The organism is Kitasatospora sp. NPDC127121, from assembly GCF_042677305.1.
GTDB lineage: Bacteria > Actinomycetota > Actinomycetes > Streptomycetales > Streptomycetaceae > Kitasatospora.
In genome coordinates, this window is sequence record NZ_JBHXTQ010000044.1 from 36,451 (window position 1) to 58,159 (window position 21,709).

Consider the following 21,709-nt stretch of genomic DNA (forward strand, 5'->3'; position numbering starts at 1 on the left):
ACCGTGGCGGACACCGGCACCACCGACTGGCAGCTCTCCGGCGACTGGAAGGCCGACCTGCGCGAACGCGGCTACCGGCTGACCCCGCAGCGGCAGCTCGTACTCGAAGCCGTCGACCGCCTCGACCACGCCACCCCCGACGAGATCCTCTGCCACGTCCGGCAGACCGCCAGCGGCGTCAACATCTCCACCGTCTACCGGACCCTGGAGCTGCTGGAGGAACTCGGCCTGGTCTCGCACGCCCACCTCGGCCACGGCGCCCCGACCTACCACCTGGCCGGCCGCCACCACCACCTGCACCTGGTCTGCCGGGACTGCGACAAGGTCTCCGAGACCGGCACCGAGATCGCCGAGCCGCTGATCAGCAGCCTGCGCGAACAGCACGGATTCGACACCGACCTCAAGCACTTCGCCATCTTCGGCCGCTGCGCCGACTGCACCGCCAAGCTCGCGGACGGCCGGTCGTAAGCTGGCCGGTATGAAGAGCCCGCTGCTGAGCCTGCCCGGAGCCGTCCCCGCCGAAGGCGCCGACGAGGGCGTCGCCGCCCACTACGGCGACATCTTCCGCGAGCAACGCAACCTCGCGCAGGGCACCGGCTTCGTCGACCTCTCGCACCGCGGCGTGCTCACCGTCACCGGCCAGGACCGCCTGGCCTGGCTGCACCTGCTGCTCACCCAGCACGTCAGCGCGCTGGCGCCGCAGGAGGCCACCGAGGCGCTGGTGCTCTCCCCGAACGGGCACGTCGAGCACGCGCTCTACCTGGTCGACGACGGCACCACCACCTGGGCGCACGTCGAGCCGGGCACCCAGGAGGCGCTGCTGGGCTACCTGGAGAGCATGAAGTTCTTCTACCGGGTGGAGGTCGCCGACGCGACCGCCGAGTACGCCGTGGTGCACCTGCCGGCGGGCTCCACCGCCTCCGTCGAGGGCGTCGCGGCGGTGCGTGAACTCCCGTACGGGCGCGACCTGTTCGTGCCGCGCGCCGAGCTGGCGAAGCTGACCGCCGGGTACGGCCCGGCGGCGGGGGTCTGGGCGTACGAGGCGCTGCGGATCGAGGGCCACCGGCCGCGGCTGGGCTTCGAGACCGACCACCGGACCATCCCGCACGAGGTGGACTGGCTGCGCACCGCCGTCCACCTGCAGAAGGGTTGCTACCGCGGACAGGAGACCGTCGCCCGGGTGCACAACCTGGGCCGGCCGCCGCGCCGCCTGGTCTTCCTGCACCTGGACGGCACCGAGGAGACGCTGCCCCCGCACGGGACGCAGGTGCGGCTGGCCGCCGAGCCGGACGGGCGCCCGCTCGGCTTCGTCACCTCCTCGGCCCGCCACCACGAGCTGGGGCCGATCGCGCTGGCGATCGTCAAGCGGAACGTCCCGGTGGACGCGGTGCTGCTGGCCGGGACGGTGCCGGGCACCCAGGACGTGATCGTCCCGCAGTAGCCCGTGCGCCCGGCTGCGGTCAGACCTCCACGAGGACGGTGAACGGGCCGTCGTTCACCAGCGCCACCTGCATGTCGGCGCCGAACCGGCCCGTCTCCACCTTGGCGCCGAGCGCGCGCAGTTGGGCGACCACCTCGTCCACCAGGGGCTCGGCGACCGGGCCGGGGGCGGCGGCGTTCCAGGTCGGGCGGCGGCCCTTGCGGGCGTCGCCGTAGAGGGTGAACTGGCTGATCACCAGCAGTGGGGCCCCGAGGTCGGAGCAGGACTGCTCGACGCCCTCGTCGTCGGCGGGCAGCAGCCGCAGCGTCCACAGCTTGCGGGCCAGTTGGGCCGCCTTGGCCGGGGTGTCCTCGTGGGTGACGCCGACCAGGACGCAGAGCCCGGGCCCCTCGATCGCGCCGACGGTCTCTCCGGCCACGGTCACCCTGGCCTCGGTCACTCGCTGCACCACTGCTCGCATGCCGCCATTGTGCCGGAGGCCCGGGGCGTGCCCGCCGGGCACCCGGTGCCGTGCCCGGCGGCACCCCGGGGCGTGCGGGAGGGGCGCGTGTGCAGGTGGTGCACGCTGGGTGGTGCGCGCCTGCGCGGGGTCGGGCGCCGCTCTTCCTGCGAAAAGGTCCGGTCATATCAGCCACCCCCGTTCGCCAGGGGGCCGTTCGGGTGCACGGGCGGTGCGCCCGCGCCGGGCGGGGTGGCACGCTGGTGGACCGTACGGAGGGCCCGGCGCGCCATATGGTCCGCCGCACCGGGCCGGGCTCGGCCGGGAGGTCGAGCCGGTAGGTCAGGCGTTCTGGCGGCATCGCCCCGGTGGGTGGTTGCGGCCGGGAACCGGAACCTTCGGGGGTGGCCGGGCGTGCCAACGGACGGGACGCGTGAGCCCGTCGGGGGACGGGCCGGACCGGCGGCAGGGACGCAGTGCCGCGAGCGGGCGGGATCGGACGACGGCAGGTGGGTTGGTTGATGGACGCGAGCAGCGCGGCGTGGGACCGGTCCGGGCACGTGGCGGAGGTCGCCGGGGGCGCCGGGGCCCTGGGCACGGCGATAGAGCCCGACCTGGAGCGGCTGGGCCTGGACCAGCTGCGGATCCTGCGCCGGGAGACCCTGGAGCAGGAGGCCGACCTCTCCTACCTGCGGCGGCTGCTGCACGGGCGGATGGACATCCTGCGCGCCGAACTCGACCGCCGGCCCGGCGGTCCGCCCCGGCCGGCCGGACCGCCAGGGGCGGGCGGCGCCGACGGGCCCCCCGGCGACCTGCTGGACCGCCTCCCGGCCATCCTGACCGACGCGCCCTCCACCGTGCGGCGCTCGGCCCGGCACGTCACGCTCGGGCCGCCACGCGGCCACGAGTCCCAGCTGGAGGCGGCCGAGCTGATGGGGGACGTCCAGCTCGCCGACCTGGCCGCGCACCCGGCGGAGGAGCTGCTGGCCGCGCTGGAGCGGCTGCGCGCGCACGAGCGCGAGGTGTCCGGGCGGCGGCAGCGGCTGCTGCGGACGGCCGACGGTTGCAGCGCGGAGATCACCCGCAGGTACCGTGATGGGGAAGCACGGGTCGAGGACCTGCTCGCAGGGGGGCCGCTCTGACCGGGTGAGGTACCACGGGCGGGCGGGGCCCGGTCCACCCTCACCCCCGGAAGGCTCCCGCCATGTCCCAGTCCGCCACCCCGCCCGTCGTCCTCGCCGAGGTCATACGCTCGGGCTTCACCGAGGGCCGCCATCACGGTTCCCTGGTGCTGCTCGCCGCCGACGGCTCGGTGGAGTTCGCGCTCGGCGACCCCGACGCTCCGGTCTTCCCCCGGTCGACCGCCAAGCCGTTCCAGGCGGTGGCCACGCTGCGGGCCGGGCTGGCGATCGAGGGCGAGCTACTGGCGCTGGCCGCCTCCAGCCACTCCGCAGAATCGTTTCATCTCGATGCTGTCCGGGCCATCCTGAGCTCCGCCGGGCTCGACGAGTCCGCCCTGCGCACCCCGGCCGACCTCCCGCTGGACGAGACCGAGGCGGAATTGCTGCTCGGCTCCGGCGGCCGCCGCGCCCCCGTCCTGATGGACTGCTCCGGCAAGCACGCCGGCTGGCTCGCCGCCTGCGTCGCCAACGGCTGGGACACCGCGAGCTACCTCGACCCCGGGCACCCGATCCAGCGGCTGGCCCGCGAGGCCCTGGAGGAGGGCACCGGCGAGACCGCCACGCACGCCGGGGTGGACGGCTGCGGCGCGCCGCTGCTGGCCGTCACGCTGACCGGCCTGGCGCGCGGCTACCGCGGCCTGGTGCTGGCCGCCGAGGGCACGGCGCCCCGCCGGGTGGCCGACGCGATGCGCGCCCACCCCGAGTACGTGGCCGGCACCCGCCGGGCCGACACCTGGCTGATGCGGGCCGTCCCCGGCGCGCTGTCCAAGATGGGCGCCGAGGCCGTCCAGGTGGTGGCGCTGCCGGACGGGCGGGCGCTCGCCTTCAAGATCGACGACGGCGGCGAGCGGGCCCGCGGCCCGGTGCTGGCGGCCGCACTGCGCCGGCTCGGGGTGACCGGCGCGGACGAGACCGTCGAGCGGATCGGGGCGGCCCCGCTGCTGGGCGGCGGCGTCCCGGTCGGGCAGGTGCGGGCGGCCTTCTAGCGGCCTCCCACGGCCTCCCGGGGGCCTGCAAGGGGCCTCCCCGGGGCCCGCCGCGGCCTGCAAGGGGCCTGGCAGCGGCCTTCCAGGGGATGCGGGGCGGCCGGAGGCGGCCGTCGGCGTGCGGGCGGAGCGGCGGCGGTGCACGGTGGACCGGGGGCCGTCGCACAGCTGAGGGAGTCCGCCATGACTGACCACGTGTACCGGGTGACCGAGATCGTCGGATCCTCGACCGAGAGCGTCGACGCCGCGATCCGCAACGGGGTGGAGCGGGCCTCCCGGACGCTGCGCAACCTCGACTGGTTCGAGGTGACGCAGGTCCGGGGCCACCTGGAGGACGGCGGGGTGAAGCACTACCAGGTCGGACTGAAGCTCGGCTTCCGGCTGGAGGACTGAGCCCGCTTCCGCGGCCCGGCCCAGGCCCGCTCGCAGCCCCGCTCCACAGCCCCGCCGTCGGCCCCGGCCGCCCGGTCAGCGTTCGGGCAGCACCAGCGGCACCCCGGTGCGCGGGTGCGCCAGCACCTCGACCGGGTGGCCGTACACCTCGCTGAGCAGCGGGGCGCGCAGCACCTCGGCGACCGGCCCGTCCGCGACCGTCGACCCGGCGTTCAGCAGCACCACCCGGTCCGCGTAGGCCGCCGCCAGGGACAGGTCGTGCAGCACCACGACCACGCCGTCCCCGGCGGCGGCGCGCTCCCGGGCGACCCGCAGCACCAGCTCCTGGTGGCGCAGGTCGAGGGCGGCGGTCGGCTCGTCCAGCAGCAGCAGCGGGGCGCGCTGGGCCAGCACCCGGGCCAGCGCCACCCGGGCCCGCTCGCCGCCGGACAGCGCGGTGAACGGGCGCCCGGCGAAGGCGGCGGACTCGGTGGCGGCCATCGCCTCGGCGACCACGGCCTCGTCCTCGGCGGCGGCCGCCGTGCCGGTCCAGGGGGCGCGGCCCATCCGGACCACCTCGTCGGCGGGGAACGGGAAGGACAGCGCGGCGGACTGCGGCAGCAGCGCGCGGTGCAGGGCGAGCTCGGCGGCGCCGTAGCCGGCCAGCGGGCGGCCGCGCAGCCGGACCTCGCCGCCGTCCGGCCGGACGTCGCCGGCCAGGACGGACAGCAGGGTGGACTTGCCGGCGCCGTTCGGCCCGAGCAGCGCGACCACCTCTCCGGCGGCGACCCGCACCGACGCGCCGTCCAGCAGGGCACGCCCGCCGATGGTCAGCCGGACGGTCTCGGCGGTCAGCAACTCGCTTCCGGGCAGGGGCCGTTCGGGCACCTCCCGGGGGGTTCGCAATCTCATGCCCAGCCTCCCTGCCTGCTCCTGGTACGGCGCAGCAGCCAGAAGAAGAACGGACTGCCGATCAGTGCGGTGAGCACCCCGAGCGGCAGCTCGGCCGGCTCGGCGACGGTGCGGGCGGCGAGGTCGGCGGCCACCAGGACCAGCGCGCCGCCGAGCGCCGAGGCGGGCAGCAGGAAGCGGTGGCCGGGCCCGGCCAGCATCCGCAGCAGGTGCGGGACGACCAGTCCGACGAAGCCGATGATGCCGCTGACCGCGACGGCCGCGGCGGTGAGCAGCGCGACGACGGTGATCAGCACCAGCCGCATCCGCTCGACGTCCACCCCGAGGTGGCGGGCCGGGCGTTCGCCGAGGGCCAGCAGGTCCAGCTTGCGGGCGTACAGCGGGGCGACGGCCAGGCCGACGGCGGCGAACGGCAGGACGGCGAGCACCTTGCCCCAGGTGGCCTGGGCGAGCGAGCCGAGCTGCCAGAAGGTGACCTGGCTGATCGCGGCGGAGTCGGCGGTGAACAGGAAGATCCCGATCAGCGCGCCGCAGAAGGCGTTCACGGCGACCCCGGTGAGGATCAGCGTGACCACCTCGGTGCGTCCGCCGGAGCGGGCCATCAGGTACACCGCGAAGACGGTCAGCAGGCCGCTGGCGAAGGCGAAGGCGGTGATCGTCCAGCTGCCGAGGGCGTCCAGGCCGAGCACGATGCAGGCCACCGCGCCGACCGCGCCGCCCGAGGAGACGCCGATCACGGCGGGTTCGGCCAGCGGGTTGCCGAACACGCCCTGCATCAGCGCCCCGGCGCAGCCGAGCGAGCCGCCGACCAGCAGGGCGAGCACCACCCGGGGGAGCCGGACGTTCCACAGCACCGACTCGGGCACCCGGTCCAGGGCGTGCCCGCCGAGGCCGAGCCGGTGGGCGGCGGAGGCCAGGATGTCGCCGAGCGGGATGCGGTAGGCGCCGATGCCGGCGGCGAGCAGGGCGCAGAGCACCAGGGCGGCGGCGAGCCCGGCGGTGATCAGGGTGGTCCTGCTGACGGCGGGCGCGGTCTTCGCCCGTACGGCGGTGGTCACTTGGCGTCCGCCGGGTAGAGCTGGGCGGCGATCTCGCGGAGCACCTGGGGGGTGCGCGGGCCGTAGCTGAGCAGTTGGCCGTCCTCGATCGAGACGATCCGGCGGTCGAGGCCGGCCGGGGTCTGGGCGACGCCGGGCAGCTTGAGCAGGCCGTCGACGCCGCCGACCGAGTCCAGGCCCTTGCTCATCACCAGGATGGCGTCGGGCGCGGCCTTGACCAGGGCCTCGCTGGTGAGCGGGGTGAAGTCGCCGGTGAGGCCGGCGGCGGTGCCGGCGTCCTGGCCGCCGACCGCCTCGATCAGCGAGCCGGCGCCGGAGGCGGGCCCGCCGAGCAGGTAGACGGAGGCGCTGCCGCGCAGGTAGAGGAAGGCGACCTTGGGGTGGCGGGCGGCGGCCGGGGCGGCGGCCCTGGCCTCGTCGATGCGCTGTTCGGTGCGCTCCTTCAACTGCCGTCCGGCGTCCGGGACTCCGAGGGCGGCGGCGACGGTGTCGATGCGCGGGCCGACGTCGGCGAGCCGCTTGGCGTCGTCCAGGACGAGCAGCGGGACGCCGGCCGCGCGGATCTGCGCGATGGCCTCGGCCGGGCCGGTGGAGCGGTCGGCGAGGACGACGGTGGGGTGCAGCGACAGCACGCCCTCGGCGGACACGTCGTGGGCCTGGGTGATCACCGGCAGGGCGGTGGCCTGCTGGAAGGTGGTGGAGACGTCCCGGGCGACGACCTTGGGGCCGAGGCCGAGGCTGAACACCAGCTCGGAGAGGCTGCCGTTGAGCGGGATGATCCGCTCGGCGCTGGTGACGGTGACCTGGCGGCCGTCGACGGAGGCGGTGGTGGCCGGGAGCTGCGGGACGGGTTCGACGGGCAGCGGCTCGACCGCGTCGGGGGCCCGGGAGGAGCTCGCCGCGGCCGCTCCGGTGGTGGTGCCGGACGGGCCGCAGGCGGTGAGGGCGAGTAGCAGGCCGAGGGCGAGCAGCAGGAGGGCGGGCCCGCGGGCCGCCCCGGTTCGGATCGTACTGCTGCTCAACGCGCTTCCCTTCGATGGGAGTTGTCGCCGCTCCGGTCCTGGTGGAGGGGTTGCGGCGGGACTCTTGACTCATATATTAGGTTAGCCTTACCTGAGTTCCGCAAGGGGGTCGGCGCCACGCCCGACCCCTCCCTTGCCGCGTCCTTCACCACCACTGACCGCACCCCGCCGAGGAGTGATCCGCCGTGCCCCTGTCCAGCCGGCTCCGCCGTCTGGCCGCCACCCTGGTGGCCGCCCTCGCCGCCCTGCTGGCGGTGGGCCTCTCACCCGGCCCGGCACACGCGGCGGAGGGCAAGGTCGCCGGCGGGCGGCTGGACTGGGGCATCAAGCAGTCCTTCCTGACGTACATCACCGGCCCCATCGCCAAGGGGAGTTGGACGCTCAACGGCGGCGCGGCCACGGTCGGCGGCAGCACCTTCCGGTTCCACTCCGCGACCGGCGGCTACGACCCGGCGACCGGTGTGCTGACCGCCGCCTTCTCCGGCGGGGTCCGGTTCACCGGGCACCAGGAGAACGGCGCCAACGCGCTCGACCTGAGCCTCGGCCGGCTCACCGTCCGGGCCGTCCAGGGCGGCGCGGCCGGGCTGTACGCCGACGTCAGCAGCAAGTCCAAGGACACCGGACAGGTCAGCAACGCGAGCCAGGCCAAACTGGCCGAGCTCTCACTGGCCGGCGTCGACCTGCGCGGCGCGGCCGGCACCCTGACGCTCAGCAACGTGCCGGGCACCCTCACCGACGCCGGGGCCAAGGCCTTCGGCAACTTCTACCCCGCCGGGACGGCCCTGGACCCGCTCACCCTCTCGGTCAACCTGCCCGCCGCGCAGCCGACTTCGCAGGCCCCGTCGCCGACCGCCGCGGCCACTCCCTCGGCGGCCGCCGTGCCGACGCCGTCGGCGACCGCCGAGACCCCGTCCGCCGAGACCCCGACCGCCCCACCCGGCGCCCAGGCCCCCGACAGGACCGAGTTCGCCAACGGCGCCCTCGACTGGGGCGTGCGCCGCACCTTCCGCGACTACGTCACCGGCGCGATCGCCCAGGGCCGCTGGGAACTCGGCGCCGGCGCGGCGGACGGCGGAGCCTACTTCCGCTGGACCCCGGCCAAGGGCGGCTACGACCCCGCCAACGGCGACCTCACCGCCGCCTTCACCGGCACCGTGCGCTTCACCGGCCTGCGCAGCGGCGACACCTACGGCCTGGACCTCACCCTCGCCAACCCGGGCGTCACCGTGGCCGGCGGCCAGGGCCGACTGGTCGCGGACGTCTCCGGCCGGACCCCGGACGGCGCCACCCAGCAGCTCACCGGCGTCGAGCTGGCTGCCTTCGACCCGGCCGGCCTCAAGCCCGAGGGCGGCCTGCTGAAGGCCGTCGAGGTGCCGCTGAAGCTCACCGAGGGCGGTGCCAAGGCCTTCGGCGGCCTCTACCCGGTCGGCACCGAGATGGACCCGCTGAGCTTCGCCGTCGCGCTCGACCCGGCCGCGGCGCTGCCCCCGCTGCCGGACCTCGGCAGCGCCCCGGCCACCGCGCCGAGCGCCACCGCGACCCCCGCCACCAGCCCCTCCGCCGCGCCCGTCGCCTCCTCCTCCCAGGGCGGCTTCCCGGTGGCGGCCGTGGCCGGCGGCGCCGTGCTGGTGGCCGCGCTCGCCGTGACCGGCGGCCTGCTCGTCCGGCGCCGCCGCGCGGCCGCCGCGCCGGGCCCCGGCGACGCGGCCTGACACCCCGGAGCGTCCCCCCGCTCCCTCCCCCCGCCCCATCCGAACGGAGTACCCACCATGTCCCGCAACCGCACCCGGCTGGCCGCCCTCGCGGCCGCCACCGCCGGCCTCGGCCTGACCGCCCTCGGCGCCCCCGCACTGGCCTTCGGCGCGGGCGGCCCCGGCAGCGTCACGTACGACACCGGCGCGCTGGACTGGGGCGTGAAGGCCAGCTTCCGCAGCTACGTCAGCGGCCCGGCCTCCCAGGGCGGCGCCATCGAACTGACCGGCGGCGCCACCACCAACGCCGACGGCACCTTCCACTTCGGCCTGGCGAACGCCACGTACGACCTCGCCACCCACGCGCTGAGCTCCTCCTTCACCGGCGGGGTCCGCTTCACCGCCCACCACGGCGCGCTGGACGTCGCCCTCAGCGACCTCAAGGTCACCACCGCCGGGACGACCGGCACGCTCACCGCCGACACCGCGTCCAAGGAGTCGATGGGGGCCACCGAGGTCACCCGACGGGACGACGTGCCGCTGGTGACGTTCACCGTCGGGCGGGACACCACCACCGGGGTGCCGACGGCGGCGAAGCTGACCGAGCAGGGCGCCAAGGCCTTCGCGGGCTTCTACACGGCCGGGACGGACATGGACCCGCTGTCGCTGCTGCTGAAGCAGAGCCCGGCGACGCCGTCGCCGACGGCCACGGCGACCGCCACCGCTTCGCCGACGGCCCCGACCCCGACATCGACCCCGACCGCCACGGGCACGCCGACCGCCTCGCCGTCCGCCACCGGCACGCCGTCGGCCACGCCCACCGCCACGCCGTCGGCCACCGCGACGCCGTCCGCGACGCAGTCGCCGAGCGCCACCGCCTCGCCGTCCGCGAGCGCCACCCCGTCCGCGACCGGGACCCCGGCGCCCACCGGTGCCCCCGGCCGGCTGCCGGTGCTGAACGGCACCCTCGACTGGACGGTCAAGGAGAGCTTCCGCGCGTACCTGGCCACCCCGATGGCGAGCGGCAAGGTCGAGTTCGGCGGCGGCGCGGCCGACTACCGCTTCGGCGGCGCCACCGGCGGCTACAACACCGCCGACCACTCGCTGACCGCCGCGTTCGGCGGTTCGGTCCGCTTCCTCGGCCACCCGGGCAAGGACGGCTGGGCGCTCGACACCACGCTCTCCAAGCTGGGCCTGACGATCGACCAGGGCGGCGCCTTCCTGACCGCCGACGTGAACGGCAAGTCCCCCGACGGCAAGGCGACGTCGCTGAGCGGCGCGCGGATCGCCAAGCTGGACGTGCCCGCCTCCGCCCTGAAGCCGGTCAACGGCGTGGTGACGCTCTCCGGCGTCCCGGCCACGCTCACCGCCGAGGGCGTCTCGGTGTTCTCCAACTACCCGGCGGGCACGGCCCTGGACCCGGTCAGCGCCACCCTGGCGTTCGACAAGGACGCCAAGCTGCCGGCCACCCCGCCGACCGCCGGGTCCGGTGCCGGCGCCGGTACTGGCGGCGCCAACCAGCCTGCCGGAGGCCAGGGTTCGGGCACCGGTACGGTCGGCGGCGCCTCGCTGACCACCGGCGGCGGCCTGACCGGTGCGGGCGCTGCGGGCGGTGCGGGCGGCGTGCTGGCCGCCACCGGTTCGCAGACCCCGGTGGTCCCGCTGCTGGCCACCGCGGCCGGTCTGCTGCTGGTCGGCGGCAGCGCCACCGTGCTGGTGCGCACCCGGCGCGGCGCGCGCTCCTGACGCACCCCCGGGACGCGCGACGGCCCCGGCGAGCAACCGCTCGCCGGGGCCGGTCCGTTGGCGCACCCAGGCGGGTGCGCCCTACGGGGAAACGTTCAGGCGCTCAGCGGGTAGCGCGCGTCCAGGTCCCGGAAGACCGCGCCATTGAGCACGAAGGCCCGCTTGCACTCCTCGACCACCCGGCGCCGCTCCACCTCGTCCATCGCCAGCCCGGCCGCGTCCAGCCGGGCCCGGTAGTCGCGCTTGAAGGCGGCCGGGTTGTCGACCTCCTCGAAGACGTAGAACCGCACGCCGTCGCCCTTGCGCTCGAAGCCCCAGGTCTTCTCGGCGATGCCGCGGATGATCTGACCGCCGGACAGGTCGCCCAGGTAGCGGGTGTAGTGGTGCGCGATGTACCCGGCCGGCCACGTCTCGGCCAGTTCCTCCACCCGCGCGACGTACGCGGCGGTGGCCGGCAGCGGCGCCAGGCCGTCCTGCCAGTCCGGCCCGCGCAGGTGCGCCAGGTCGCGCTCGATGGCGGCGGTGCGCAGCAGTGCCCGGTCGATGAAGGGCCCGGCGAGCGGGTGCTCCGCCAGGTGTCCGGCGCGGCTCTCCAGGGCCCGGTAGACGTACCAGAGCTGGCCGGTGAGGTCGGCGTAGGCCTCGATGCCGAGCCGTCCGCCCAGCAGGTGGCTCATGAACGAGGACTGTTCCGCGGCCTCGTGCTCCTCGCTGCTGGCGGTGCGGAGCGCGGTGGAGAACGGGACGGGCTCGGGCGTGGGCATGCGGCCTCCAGGATCGGATTCGGCCCCGACTGTTTTGGTTAGCCTAACCTAACAAGCCGTCTTGCCGACAGGCTGTCGGCAAGACGGCCGCGCCCGGCCCCGGACACGGCGAAGGCCGGGGCCCGCGGACGAATCCGCGAACCCCGGCCTCCGGCTGCCCCGACCTACCTCGAACTGCTCAGAACGATCTGATCGAACGAGATCGGAACGACGGCTCAGTGACCGCCCTGCTCCGCCAGACGCTTGATCGAAGCGGTGACCTCGGCCTCGGCCTCGGCGCGGCCGACCCAGTTGGCGCCCTCGACGGACTTGCCCGGCTCCAGGTCCTTGTAGACCTCGAAGAAGTGCTGGATCTCCAGGCGGTCGAACTCCGACACGTGGTGGATGTCCCGCAGGTGCTCCCAGCGCGGGTCGGTGGCCGGAACGCACAGCAGCTTGTCGTCGCCGCCGGCCTCGTCGGTCATCTGGAACATGCCGATGGCGCGGCACTTGATGAGGCAACCCGGGAAGGTCGGCTCGTCCAGGATCACCAGCGCGTCCAGCGGGTCGCCGTCCTCGCCGAGCGTGCCCTCCACGTAGCCGTAGTCGGCCGGGTAGCGGGTCGAGGTGAAGAGCATCCGGTCGAGCCGCAGCCGGCCGCTCTCGTGGTCGACCTCGTACTTGTTACGAGAGCCCTTCGGGATTTCGATAAGGACGTCGAATTCCAACGGTTCCTCCAAGGTAGGGACTGACAGAATCCAAGTGTCTCCTACGGGAGTGAGTGCTCGGGAAAGGGGCCGGTCGGTGGGAACAGGGGTCGGGGCGGCGCGCCGCCGCAGGGGGACGGCCGCCGGACTGTTCGGAGCGGCCCTGCTGGTCGCCGGAACGGTCCTGACCTCGGGCGGAGCGTACGCGCAGCCCTCCCCGGGCCCCGGCGGCCACAGCACCGAGCACGGCGAGGGCGACGGCCGGGGCGACGGCCGGGACGGCCGCGACGGTGGGAAGGGCGGCCGGGGGAGGGGCGACGGCAAGCCCGGGCCGGGCGACACCCCGGCCACCCGCCCGGCCGAACAGCCCACCGCCCCCGGCACCGCCGCCGGCTCCACGCCTGCCGGCACCGGCTCCACGGGCCCCACCGGCTCCGCCCCCGCCCCGGGTGGCGGCGCCCGCCCGGCCCCCGCCCCCGGCGCCGTCCTGGCCACCGTCGAGGCAGGCGGCTCCGCCGCCGCACCCACCGCCCAGGGCCTCCAGCAGGCGCTCGCCGCCGTCGTCGCCGACAAGAGCCTCGGCACCGTCACCTTCGCCGTCGCGGACGCCGCCGGCGGTCAACTCCTGTACGGCTCCGGCGAGAACACCCCGGGCACCCCCGCCTCCACCACCAAGCTGGCCACCGCGATCGCGGCCCTGTCGCTGATCCCCGGCGACACCCGGCTGACCACCCGGGTGGTCCGGGGCGCGGACCCCGGCACGATCACCCTGGTCGGCGGCGGCGACCCGACGCTCACCGCGCTGCCCGCCGACCAGGTCCAGATCGGTGGTCAGGCGGCCGATGCCGACACTGCCCCCGCCTCGCTCGACGCCCTGGCCCGGCAGACCGCCGCCGCTCTCAAGGCCGCCGGCACCACCACCGTCAAGCTCGACTACGACCTGTCGATGTACGCGGGCAATCCGCAGCACAAGAACCACGACGCGCAGAACATCGCCCTGGTCGTCCCGCTGATGGCCGACGAGGGCAGGGTGGACCCCAAGAGCCGCGACGAGGCGCCGGCCCGGGTCGCCGACCCGGCCGGGAAGGCCGCCGAGAGCTTCGCCGCCCTGCTCAAGGCCCAGGGCGTCACCGTCGACGGCACGGCCAAGCCCGCCGCCGCCCCGGCCGCCCCCGCCGCCACCGTCCTCGGCCGGGTGGACTCGCCGACCGTCGCCCGGCTGGTCGAGCGCATGCTCACCACCTCCGACAACCAGCTCGCCGAGGCGATGGCCCGTCAGGCGGCCCTCGCCGCAGGCCAGCCGGCCAGCTTCGAGGGCGCCGCCACCGCCGTCACCCGGGAACTCGCCAAGCTCGGCGTGCCGATGACGGGCGTGTCCCTGAACGACGGCAGCGGACTGCACCCGGGCAACGCCGTCCCGCCGGCCGTCCTCGTCCAACTCCTCGCCCTGGCCGCCTCCGACCAGCACCCGGCCCTGCGCCCGGTCCTCACCGGCCTGCCCATCGCCGGCTTCACCGGCACCCTCGGCAAGCGCTACGGCACCGGCTCGGGGGCCGCCGCTGCGGCCGGCCTGATCCGCGCCAAGACCGGCACCCTCAGCGGCGTCAACACCCTCGCCGGCACCGTCGTCGACGCCGACGGCCGCCTTCTGGCCTTCGCCGTCATGACCCGCACCACGGCCCCCGCCGACACCGCCCGCGCCGCCATGGACCGCATCGCCGCCCGCCTCGCCACCTGCGGCTGCCGCTGACCCGCCCGCGCCCCCGCCCCGGGCCCCGCCGGGGGCGGGGTGAGGGTGTTCGTCGCGGGTGGCTGCCGCTGGTGGGTGGGAGCACGTACGGTGAGGGCATGACGAGCGCGAGTGGCGGTGCTGGCATGGTCGACTGGAATCTCGCGGTCGCAACCGCGACCAGGTTGGTGCGGCCGGGGCCGGAGGTGAGTCGGGCGGAGGCGGCGGCCGTGGTCGCCGAACTGCGCCGGCACGCGCTGGAGGCCGAGGAGCACGTCCGGGCGTTCACGGGGATGCGGTCGAGCAGTCTGACGGCGGCCACCGCGACGCCGGTGCTGGTGGTGGACCGCCCGGGCTGGGTGCGGGCGAACGTGGCCGGCTTCCGCACGGTGGTCCAGCCGCTGGTGGAGAAGCTCCAGGCGCGCCGGGCGAGCAGCCCGACGGCGGGGGTGTTCGGCGCGGTGGGGGAGAAGGCCACCGGCATCGAGGTGGGCGCGCTGCTGGCGTTCCTGGCCGGGAAGGTGCTCGGCCAGTACGAGACCTTCGCCCCGGCGGAGCCTTCGCTGGAGGCCCCGGACAGCCCGGCGGCGCTGTTCGACAAGCCGCGGCTGGGGCCGGAGGGCCCGGGGCCGGGCCGGCTGCTGCTGGTGGCGCCGAACATCGTGCACGTCGAGCGGGAGCTGGACGTCGACCCGTCCGACTTCCGGCTCTGGGTCTGCCTGCACGAGGAGACGCACCGGACGCAGTTCACCGCGGTGCCGTGGCTGCGCGACCACATCCAGTCCGAGGTGCAGTCCTTCCTGGCGGAGACGGACGTGGATCCGGGCGCCCTGCTGGACCGGCTGCGGGACGCGGCGGGTTCGCTCGGCGGCGGGCTGCCGGGTGTCGGGGGCCGGGAGGGCGTGCCGTCGGCGGGGCTGATGGAGGTCGTCCAGTCGCCGGCGCAGCGCGAGATCCTGGGCCGGCTGACGGCGGTGATGTCGCTGCTGGAGGGCCACGCGGACGTGGTGATGGACGGGGTCGGCCCGGCGGTGGTGCCGACGGTGGCGGAGATCCGGGAGAAGTTCCAGCAGCGCCGGGACCGCGGGGCGAACCGGCTCGACCTGCTGTTGCGCCGGCTGCTCGGCATGGACGCCAAGCTGCGCCAGTACCAGGACGGCGCGGTGTTCGTGCGCGGGGTGGTGGAGCAGGTCGGCATGGAGGGCTTCAACCGGGTCTGGACCTCCCCGAACACGCTGCCGACCAAGGAGGAGATCCACGATCCGGCCTCCTGGGTCGCCCGCGTCGCCCGCTGAGGCGGGCGCGGACGGGGCTCGGACCCCAAGCGCCGCGCGGTGGTCGGTGGTGGTCAAACCCGCTCGTACGAGTGGTCCAATCGGGCAGCCGGAGGGTGAAGATACGTTTCTCCATTCACCCGAACGTGGGACGGTGGTCGTACCGGTGGCGCGGGTGGCGTAGCGGGGTGCTCCTTTCTGCCACCATCTGTGAGCGCCCGGTAACAGGGCGCTCATGAAGCTGCGCGGCCCAGCCGCGCGAGCCGCCGTCCTGTCCCCTCCGTCGAGGAGTCGTCCGCCGTGGGTCCACACCCCGCAGTCGCAGCGATACGCCTGGCCGTCCGCCGCACGCTCACCGACCTCGCCGCCGAGGCCGGTACCACCTTCACCGCGCCCGTGCGCGAGCCCCGCGAGCGCCCGGCCGGGGCGCCCCTGGTGGGCGCCGCCGTCGGCACCACCCTGATCGGCAACGCCGCCCGGCACCCGTCCGGACTGCCCCGGACCCCGGCCGCCCCCGGCTCGCCGCTGGTGCTGGTCGCCGTCAGCGGCGGCGCCGACTCGATGGCGCTGGCCATCGCCGCCGCCTTCGAAGCCCCCAAGATCGGCCTGCGGGTCGGCGCCGTCACCGTGGACCACGGCCTGCAGCCCGGCTCCGCCGACCGGGCCGCCCAGGTGGCCGAACGGCTGCGCTCGCTCGGCCTGGACCCGGTCGAGGCGATCCCGGTGCGCGTCGGCCGGTCCGGCGGCCCGGAGGCCGCCGCCCGGGACGCCCGCTACGCGGCCCTGGACGCGGCCGCCGAACGGCTCGGCGCGGTCGCGGTGCTGCTCGGCCACACCCGGGACGACCAGGCCGAGACGGTGTTGCTGGGCCTGGCGCGCGGTTCGGGCTCCCGCTCGCTGGCCGGGATGCCGGCGCAGAAGGGCCGCTACCGCCGCCCGCTGCTGGAGCTGGACCGGGCGGCCACCCGGCAGGCCTGCTCGGCCCAGGCGATCCCGGTCTGGGACGACCCGCACAACTGTGATCCCGCCTACACCCGCTCCCGGGTCCGGCACGAGGTGCTGCCGGTGCTGGAGAAGCACCTGGGCGGCGGGGTGGTCGAGGCGCTGGCCCGCACCGCCCGGCTGTTCCGCGACGACGCGGACGCCCTCGACCAGTGGGCCTCCCTGGCCGAACGCGACCTCCGGACGGGTGAGGGCGCCCTGGACGCCGTGAAACTCGCCGAACTCCCGCCCGCGGTCCGCCGCCGGGTGCTGCGCCGGGCCGCGCTGCGGGCGGGCTGCCCGGCCGGGGACCTGTTCGCGCGGCACCTGGAGACGATCGACCTGCTGGTCACCGGATGGCGCGGCCAGGGACCGCTGCACCTACCCGGGGGCGTCGAGGCCACCCGCAGGTGTGGCACGCTGGTCTTTCGGCGGCAGGGCGACTGACGGGCGGGCATGTCCCGGGGTAGTCGGCCGCCGGCCACACAGACCCCGAACGTTTGAGGACGTATCCCCGGTGGACCAGAACGACATGGGCGCTGACCTCGCGAAGGTGCTCATCAGCAAGGACGAGATCGACGCCAAGCTCCTGGAGCTGGCCGAGCGCATCGACCGGGACTACGCAGGCAAGGACCTGCTGATCGTCGGCGTCCTCAAGGGGGCTGTGATGGTCATGGCCGACCTCGCCCGGGCCCTGCACTCGCAGGTCACCATGGACTGGATGGCGGTGTCCTCCTACGGCATGGGCACCAAGTCCTCCGGCGTGGTCCGCATCCTGAAGGACCTGGACACCGACATCGCCGGCCGGGACGTCCTGATCGTCGAGGACATCATCGACTCCGGTCTGACCCTGTCCTGGCTGCTGGGCAACCTGAGCTCGCGCGGCCCGGCCTCGCTGGAGGTCTGCGCCCTGCTGCGCAAGCCGGACGCGGCCAAGGTCGAGATCGACGTGAAGTACGTCGGTTTCGACATTCCGAACGAGTTCGTGGTCGGCTACGGCCTGGACTACGCGGAGAAGCTGCGTAACCTGCCCTTCATCGGGACGCTCGCCCCGCACGTCTACGGGGGCTGAGGACTCCGTTCGGGCTACGGATGGGAACAGGAGCCGGTTCCCGCCCGTTGGACCGGGGGGACCAAGAACGACGGCCGTGTCGCTGCGCTCCCGCCATGCGCGGGTGTGACTGCGGTACGGTCCATTAAAACCGCTCTTCACATGAGCACCGACCAGGATGCGCCGGCGGCACCCAGCCCGCGGCGCCGCTGAGTGGCAGGAGGGACGGGGCGGCAACGCCCCGCATGGATGGACGTCAAGCGATACTTCCGTGCGCCGATCATGTGGATCGTGCTGGCCGTCCTCGCCGTCATCGTCTTGATGCAGGTCGTTTCGGATTCGAACGGCTACAAGACGGTGGACACCGGTCAGGTCGTCGCGGCGATCGACGCGAAGCAGGTCAAGTCGGCGCAGATCACCACTGGTGACTCGAACACGATCAAGATCCAGCTGAAGGACGGCGCCACGCTGTCCAACGCCGGTACCGGCAAGACGCCGTCCGGCAGCAAGTTCCAGGCCTCGTACATCGGCGACCAGGGTGTTGCGATCGCCGACAAGCTCCAGGCCCAGATCAACGACAACGACCAGAGCACGCTCGCCGAGGGCTACACCATCAGCCCCGAGAAGCAGAGCACCTTCGTCAGCCTGCTGCTGTCGATGCTCCCGATCGTCATCATCGTCCTGGTCTTCCTGTTCCTGATGAATCAGATGCAGGGCGGCGGCTCCCGGGTCATGCAGTTCGGCAAGTCCAAGGCCAAGCTGCTCACCAAGGACACCCCGAAGACGACCTTCGCGGACGTCGCGGGCGCCGACGAGGCGGTCGAGGAGCTCCACGAGATCAAGGAGTTCCTCCAGGAGCCGGCCAAGTTCCAGGCCGTCGGCGCCAAGATCCCCAAGGGTGTGCTGCTCTACGGCCCGCCCGGTACCGGCAAGACCCTGCTGGCGCGTGCCGTCGCGGGCGAGGCCGGGGTGCCGTTCTACTCGATCTCCGGCTCGGACTTCGTCGAGATGTTCGTGGGTGTCGGCGCCAGCCGCGTCCGCGACCTCTTCGAGCAGGCCAAGGCGAACGCCCCGGCGATCGTCTTCGTCGACGAGATCGACGCCGTCGGCCGGCACCGCGGTGCCGGTCTGGGCGGCGGTCACGACGAGCGCGAGCAGACCCTCAACCAGCTGCTGGTCGAGATGGACGGCTTCGACGTCAAGGGTGGCGTGATCCTGATCGCGGCCACCAACCGCCCCGACATCCTGGACCCGGCGCTGCTGCGCCCGGGCCGCTTCGACCGTCAGATCTCGGTCGAGCGCCCCGACCTCCAGGGCCGGCTGGACATCCTCAAGGTGCACCAGAAGGGCAAGCCGATCGCGCCCGACGTCGACCTCTCGGCCGTCGCGAAGCGCACCCCCGGCTTCACCGGCGCGGACCTGTCGAACGTCCTCAACGAGGCCGCTCTGCTGACGGCCCGTTCGGACAAGAAGCTGATCGACAACGGCATCCTGGACGAGGCGATCGACCGCGTCGTGGCCGGTCCGCAGAAGCGCACTCGGATCATGTCCGAGCGGGAGAAGAAGATCACCGCGTACCACGAGGGCGGCCACGCCCTGGTGGCGGCGGCGTGCCCCAACAGCGACCCGGTGCACAAGATCACGATCCTCTCGCGCGGCCGGGCCCTCGGCTACACCATGGTGCTGCCGGACGAGGACAAGTACTCCACCACCCGCAACGAGATGCTTGACCAGCTGGCCTACATGCTGGGCGGGCGCGCGGCGGAGGAGCTGGTCTTCCACGACCCGACCACCGGTGCGTCGAACGACATCGAGAAGGCCACCGCCACCGCCCGGGCCATGGTGACCCAGTACGGCATGACCGAGCGGCTCGGCGCCATCAAGTTCGGCTCGGACAACGCGGAGCCGTTCCTGGGCCGTGAGATGGGCCACCAGCGCGACTACTCGGAAGAGGTCGCCGGGCTGGTGGACGAAGAGGTCAAGAAGCTCATCGAGAACGCGCACAACGAGGCCTGGGAGATCCTGGTCGAGAACCGCGACGTGCTCGACAACCTGGTTCTGGAGCTCCTGGAGAAGGAGACCCTGAACAAGGAGCAGATCGCGGAGATCTTCGCCACGATCGTCCGGCGCCCGGCCCGGCCGGCCTGGACGGGCTCGTCCCGTCGCACGCCGTCCACCCGGCCTCCGGTGCAGTCCCCGAAGGAGCTGGCGCTCACCAACGGCGCCGCCGCGATCGACACCGCCCCGGTGGACATCGTGAAGCTCCCGCCGCTGCCGAGCGCGGAGCCGCCCGCCGAGGGCTGATCCCGCGCACCGTACGGAATGGATGCCGCGTCACCGGGGTTTGTACCCTGGAGACGCGGCATCCGTGCTGTTCAGCAAAGTCGTCCCAAGTAAGCGAGGCCCGCATGATCGACCCGGTGACGCTCGACGGTCCACCCACCGTCGGGACCTTCGACCAGAAGCGGGCCGAGAACGCCATCCGCGAGCTGTTGCTCGCCGTGGGTGAGGACCCGGACCGCGAGGGGCTGCTGGAGACCCCGGCCCGGGTCGCGCGCGCCTACAAGGAGATATTCGCGGGCCTCTGGCAGGAGCCCGAGGACGTCCTCACCACCACCTTCGACCTCGGGCACGACGAGATGGTGCTCGTGAAGGACATCGAGCTGACGTCCGTCTGCGAGCACCACCTGGTGCCGTTCCGCGGCGTGGCGCACGTCGGGTACATCCCGTCCGCCAGCGGCAAGATCACCGGCCTGTCCAAGCTGGCCCGGCTGGTCGACGTCTACGCCCGCCGCCCCCAGGTGCAGGAGCGGCTGACCAGCCAGGTGGCCGACGCGTTGATGCGGATCCTGGAGCCGCGCGGGGCGATCGTCGTGGTCGAGTGCGAGCACATGTGCATGTCGATGCGCGGCATCCGCAAGCCCGGCGCCAAGACCATCACCTCGTGCGTCCGCGGCCAGCTGCGCGACCCGGCGACCCGGGCCGAGGCGATGAGCCTCATCATCGGCCGATAGCGCAACGGCCGGCCGGTCCCCCGGACCGGCCGGCCGTCGCCTGCCCGCGCCACCTGCCCGCGCCACCCGCCCGCGTCAGCCGAGCCGCTCGCCGATCCACTCCAGCGAGGACGGCAGCTCACGGGTCCAGCTGTCGAAGTTGTGGCCGCCGTCGTCCAGGTAGAGCGAGTCGACCTTGAACTGCGGGTTGGCCGCGGCGACCTGCTGGGCGTGGCCGACGAACTGGAGGGTCTGCGCGAAGTCGCCCTCCTTGCGGGAGGAGACCACCAGCAGCGAGAGGGCGGGGGCCGGGAGGTTCGTCAGCCGCCAGTCGAGGTCGCTCTGCTGCGCCAGGGCGGCGTCGCCGGCGAACAGGTCGCCGCCGGTGAACTGGTCCTCCTTGACCTTGTACTCGCTGTGCAGGCCCACCCCGCTGCCGTAGACGTTCGGGAAGCGCATCGCCAGCCGCAGCGCGCAGCTGCCCCCGGTCGAGTAGCCGAAGACGGACCAGGAGGCGGCCGAGCGGCCGGTCCGGTAGGCGGTGCGGAGCGCCTCCGGCAGGTCCTTGGTGAACCAGGTCTCGGCGCGCGGGCCGCCGGGGACGTCCACGCACTCGGTGTCACGCGGTGGGGCGACCGTCGGGCGGGCCATGACCACGATGGTCGGCGGCATCTTGCCGGACTTCTGCAGCTCGCCCGCGGTGCGCAGGACGGGCAGCTCCTTGATCAGGTTGAGCGTGGTGCCGGGGAAGCCGGAGATGGCGACCAGGACGGGGAAGCGGACCAGGGCGAACTTCGGGTCGAAGTACTCGGGCGGCAGGTAGACGAACAGCTGGTCGGACAGCCCGGTCTCCTTGCCGGTGACCCGGACCGATTCGACCTTGCCGGTCTCCTCGGGCGGGCCCTTGGGCAGGTCGGTGACGGTCTCCAGACCGCCCTCGGTGGTCGGCTGGACCGGCGTGTCCGAGGCCGAGGTGCCGCCCTTGTGGTTCTCGTTGCTGGTCAGCGCGAGCTTGGTGCTGCCGGGGCTGAGCAGGTCGTCCCACGAGGTGTAGAACCCGAAGGAGTTGTTCACCGCCAGCGCCAGCACGGCCACGACCGCGACTTGAGTGACGGTCAGCAGGCCGATCCGGCCGAGGACGGGCAGCGGGCGCTGGCGCGCCAGCCGCGGCCAGAGCCACAGGGTGGTGACGAGAGCCGCGGCGCCGAGTGCGAGCAGCGAGTTCACCAGTGCGTCGCTGGTCAGTTCCATGCAGTCGGCCTTCCGATGGGACACTGTCGGTGCACGCCTCATCGTCTGGCGGCCCGTCAGCTCCGGCCACCGCGACTAGGCTGTCCGGATGCCCGGGCGAGCTGGGAGGGCGGGGGGAGCCGCAGGCAACCG

The 21,709-nt window shown here is 74.1% G+C and carries 20 protein-coding genes; 13 read left to right on the top strand and 7 right to left on the bottom strand.

Features of this window, described 5'->3' with window-relative positions; translation table 11 throughout:
• Window positions 1–3: 3 nt before the first annotated feature.
• Complete coding sequence (locus tag ACFVHI_RS21940) at window positions 4–468, top strand: transcriptional repressor (protein ID WP_363376753.1); 465 nt, start codon at window positions 4–6, stop codon at window positions 466–468.
• A 10-nt stretch (window positions 469–478) separates the two neighbouring features.
• Window positions 479–1,441: a folate-binding protein YgfZ gene (locus tag ACFVHI_RS21945; RefSeq protein ID WP_063348264.1), complete on the top strand. Its 963-nt coding sequence runs from the start codon at window positions 479–481 to the stop codon at window positions 1,439–1,441.
• A gap of 19 nt (window positions 1,442–1,460) precedes the next feature.
• On the opposite strand, the gene dtd is transcribed toward ACFVHI_RS21945, so the two are convergent.
• Window positions 1,461–1,901, bottom strand: coding sequence for a D-aminoacyl-tRNA deacylase (gene dtd, locus ACFVHI_RS21950; protein WP_063348263.1), 441 nt, complete (start codon window positions 1,899–1,901; stop codon window positions 1,461–1,463).
• 500 nt (window positions 1,902–2,401) lie between these two features.
• On the opposite strand from dtd, the gene ACFVHI_RS21955 reads away from it, so the two are divergent.
• From ACFVHI_RS21955 to ACFVHI_RS21965, 3 genes are all read left to right on the top strand, one after another.
• Window positions 2,402–3,022: an ABC transporter substrate-binding protein gene (locus tag ACFVHI_RS21955; protein ID WP_380341865.1), complete on the top strand. Its 621-nt coding sequence runs from the start codon at window positions 2,402–2,404 to the stop codon at window positions 3,020–3,022.
• Window positions 3,023–3,084: 62 nt separating this feature from the next.
• Window positions 3,085–4,047, top strand: a complete 963-nt coding sequence (locus tag ACFVHI_RS21960) for an asparaginase (RefSeq protein ID WP_380341868.1) — start codon at window positions 3,085–3,087, stop codon at window positions 4,045–4,047.
• A gap of 183 nt (window positions 4,048–4,230) precedes the next feature.
• Window positions 4,231–4,440: a dodecin gene (locus tag ACFVHI_RS21965; protein ID WP_063348261.1), complete on the top strand. Its 210-nt coding sequence runs from the start codon at window positions 4,231–4,233 to the stop codon at window positions 4,438–4,440.
• Window positions 4,441–4,515: 75 nt separating this feature from the next.
• On the opposite strand, the gene ACFVHI_RS21970 is transcribed toward ACFVHI_RS21965, so the two are convergent.
• The 3 genes from ACFVHI_RS21970 to ACFVHI_RS21980 are packed head-to-tail and all read right to left on the bottom strand — an operon-like array spanning window position 4,516 to window position 7,411.
• Window positions 4,516–5,331 (bottom strand): heme ABC transporter ATP-binding protein, encoded by an 816-nt coding sequence (locus ACFVHI_RS21970; protein WP_380341872.1) that lies wholly within the window; start codon window positions 5,329–5,331, stop codon window positions 4,516–4,518.
• Window positions 5,328–6,389 (bottom strand): iron ABC transporter permease, encoded by a 1,062-nt coding sequence (locus ACFVHI_RS21975; RefSeq protein ID WP_363376743.1) that lies wholly within the window; start codon window positions 6,387–6,389, stop codon window positions 5,328–5,330. The genes ACFVHI_RS21970 and ACFVHI_RS21975 overlap by 4 nt, the downstream gene beginning before the upstream one ends.
• Complete coding sequence (locus ACFVHI_RS21980; RefSeq protein WP_079135695.1) at window positions 6,386–7,411, bottom strand: ABC transporter substrate-binding protein; 1,026 nt, start codon at window positions 7,409–7,411, stop codon at window positions 6,386–6,388. The genes ACFVHI_RS21975 and ACFVHI_RS21980 overlap by 4 nt, the downstream gene beginning before the upstream one ends.
• Window positions 7,412–7,596: 185 nt before the next feature.
• Between ACFVHI_RS21980 and ACFVHI_RS21985 the strand changes: the two genes are divergently transcribed.
• Together ACFVHI_RS21985 and ACFVHI_RS21990 are read left to right on the top strand one after the other, a co-directional pair.
• Complete coding sequence (locus tag ACFVHI_RS21985; RefSeq protein WP_380341876.1) at window positions 7,597–9,123, top strand: HtaA domain-containing protein; 1,527 nt, start codon at window positions 7,597–7,599, stop codon at window positions 9,121–9,123.
• 57 nt (window positions 9,124–9,180) lie between these two features.
• A complete protein-coding gene (locus ACFVHI_RS21990; protein WP_380341879.1) occupies window positions 9,181–10,848 on the top strand; it encodes an HtaA domain-containing protein in 1,668 nt (555 codons plus the stop codon).
• Between the two features lie 95 nt (window positions 10,849–10,943).
• Here ACFVHI_RS21990 and ACFVHI_RS21995 read toward each other — a convergent pair whose 3' ends face one another.
• A complete protein-coding gene (locus tag ACFVHI_RS21995; protein WP_063348257.1) occupies window positions 10,944–11,612 on the bottom strand; it encodes a heme oxygenase (biliverdin-producing) in 669 nt (222 codons plus the stop codon).
• A gap of 215 nt (window positions 11,613–11,827) precedes the next feature.
• Window positions 11,828–12,319 (bottom strand): inorganic diphosphatase, encoded by a 492-nt coding sequence (locus ACFVHI_RS22000; protein ID WP_063348256.1) that lies wholly within the window; start codon window positions 12,317–12,319, stop codon window positions 11,828–11,830.
• Window positions 12,320–12,395: 76 nt separating this feature from the next.
• Here ACFVHI_RS22000 and dacB point away from each other — a divergent pair, with 76 nt between their 5' ends.
• The 6 genes from dacB to folE all read left to right on the top strand — a co-directional run bounded on the left by dacB (window position 12,396) and on the right by folE (window position 20,347).
• Window positions 12,396–14,048 carry a D-alanyl-D-alanine carboxypeptidase/D-alanyl-D-alanine-endopeptidase gene (gene dacB, locus ACFVHI_RS22005; RefSeq protein WP_380341883.1) on the top strand — a complete coding sequence of 551 codons (1,653 nt, stop codon included), beginning with the start codon at window positions 12,396–12,398 and terminating at the stop codon, window positions 14,046–14,048.
• A 98-nt stretch (window positions 14,049–14,146) separates the two neighbouring features.
• Window positions 14,147–15,322: a zinc-dependent metalloprotease gene (locus ACFVHI_RS22010; RefSeq protein WP_063348254.1), complete on the top strand. Its 1,176-nt coding sequence runs from the start codon at window positions 14,147–14,149 to the stop codon at window positions 15,320–15,322.
• A gap of 279 nt (window positions 15,323–15,601) precedes the next feature.
• Window positions 15,602–16,729 carry a tRNA lysidine(34) synthetase TilS gene (tilS, locus tag ACFVHI_RS22015; RefSeq protein WP_363376734.1) on the top strand — a complete coding sequence of 376 codons (1,128 nt, stop codon included), beginning with the start codon at window positions 15,602–15,604 and terminating at the stop codon, window positions 16,727–16,729.
• A 70-nt stretch (window positions 16,730–16,799) separates the two neighbouring features.
• Window positions 16,800–17,354 (top strand): hypoxanthine phosphoribosyltransferase, encoded by a 555-nt coding sequence (hpt, locus tag ACFVHI_RS22020; protein WP_063348252.1) that lies wholly within the window; start codon window positions 16,800–16,802, stop codon window positions 17,352–17,354.
• A gap of 228 nt (window positions 17,355–17,582) precedes the next feature.
• Window positions 17,583–19,637 carry an ATP-dependent zinc metalloprotease FtsH gene (ftsH, locus tag ACFVHI_RS22025; RefSeq protein WP_063348251.1) on the top strand — a complete coding sequence of 685 codons (2,055 nt, stop codon included), beginning with the start codon at window positions 17,583–17,585 and terminating at the stop codon, window positions 19,635–19,637.
• 104 nt (window positions 19,638–19,741) lie between these two features.
• Window positions 19,742–20,347, top strand: coding sequence for a GTP cyclohydrolase I FolE (gene folE, locus ACFVHI_RS22030; protein WP_063348250.1), 606 nt, complete (start codon window positions 19,742–19,744; stop codon window positions 20,345–20,347).
• A 75-nt stretch (window positions 20,348–20,422) separates the two neighbouring features.
• Here the strand turns inward: folE and ACFVHI_RS22035 are convergent, their stop codons facing one another.
• Complete coding sequence (locus tag ACFVHI_RS22035; protein ID WP_063348249.1) at window positions 20,423–21,577, bottom strand: esterase family protein; 1,155 nt, start codon at window positions 21,575–21,577, stop codon at window positions 20,423–20,425.
• Window positions 21,578–21,709: the final 132 nt, after the last annotated feature.

What these genes read in the sequence shown, in the direction of transcription:
- ACFVHI_RS21955 (WP_380341865.1), top strand. Translation starts at nt 2,402, where the DNA reads ATGGACGCGAGCAGCGCGGCGTGGGACCGGTCCGGGCACGTGGCGGAG.
- folE (WP_063348250.1), top strand. Translation starts at nt 19,742, where the DNA reads ATGATCGACCCGGTGACGCTCGACGGTCCACCCACCGTCGGGACCTTC.
- ACFVHI_RS22010 (WP_063348254.1), top strand. Translation starts at nt 14,147, where the DNA reads ATGACGAGCGCGAGTGGCGGTGCTGGCATGGTCGACTGGAATCTCGCG.
- ACFVHI_RS21965 (WP_063348261.1), top strand. Translation starts at nt 4,231, where the DNA reads ATGACTGACCACGTGTACCGGGTGACCGAGATCGTCGGATCCTCGACC.
- ACFVHI_RS21990 (WP_380341879.1), top strand. Translation starts at nt 9,181, where the DNA reads ATGTCCCGCAACCGCACCCGGCTGGCCGCCCTCGCGGCCGCCACCGCC.
- dtd (WP_063348263.1), bottom strand. Translation starts at nt 1,901, where the DNA reads ATGCGAGCAGTGGTGCAGCGAGTGACCGAGGCCAGGGTGACCGTGGCC.
- ftsH (WP_063348251.1), top strand. Translation starts at nt 17,583, where the DNA reads ATGGACGTCAAGCGATACTTCCGTGCGCCGATCATGTGGATCGTGCTG.
- ACFVHI_RS21995 (WP_063348257.1), bottom strand. Translation starts at nt 11,612, where the DNA reads ATGCCCACGCCCGAGCCCGTCCCGTTCTCCACCGCGCTCCGCACCGCC.
- ACFVHI_RS21960 (WP_380341868.1), top strand. Translation starts at nt 3,085, where the DNA reads ATGTCCCAGTCCGCCACCCCGCCCGTCGTCCTCGCCGAGGTCATACGC.
- ACFVHI_RS21970 (WP_380341872.1), bottom strand. Translation starts at nt 5,331, where the DNA reads ATGAGATTGCGAACCCCCCGGGAGGTGCCCGAACGGCCCCTGCCCGGA.
- ACFVHI_RS22035 (WP_063348249.1), bottom strand. Translation starts at nt 21,577, where the DNA reads ATGGAACTGACCAGCGACGCACTGGTGAACTCGCTGCTCGCACTCGGC.
- ACFVHI_RS21945 (WP_063348264.1), top strand. Translation starts at nt 479, where the DNA reads ATGAAGAGCCCGCTGCTGAGCCTGCCCGGAGCCGTCCCCGCCGAAGGC.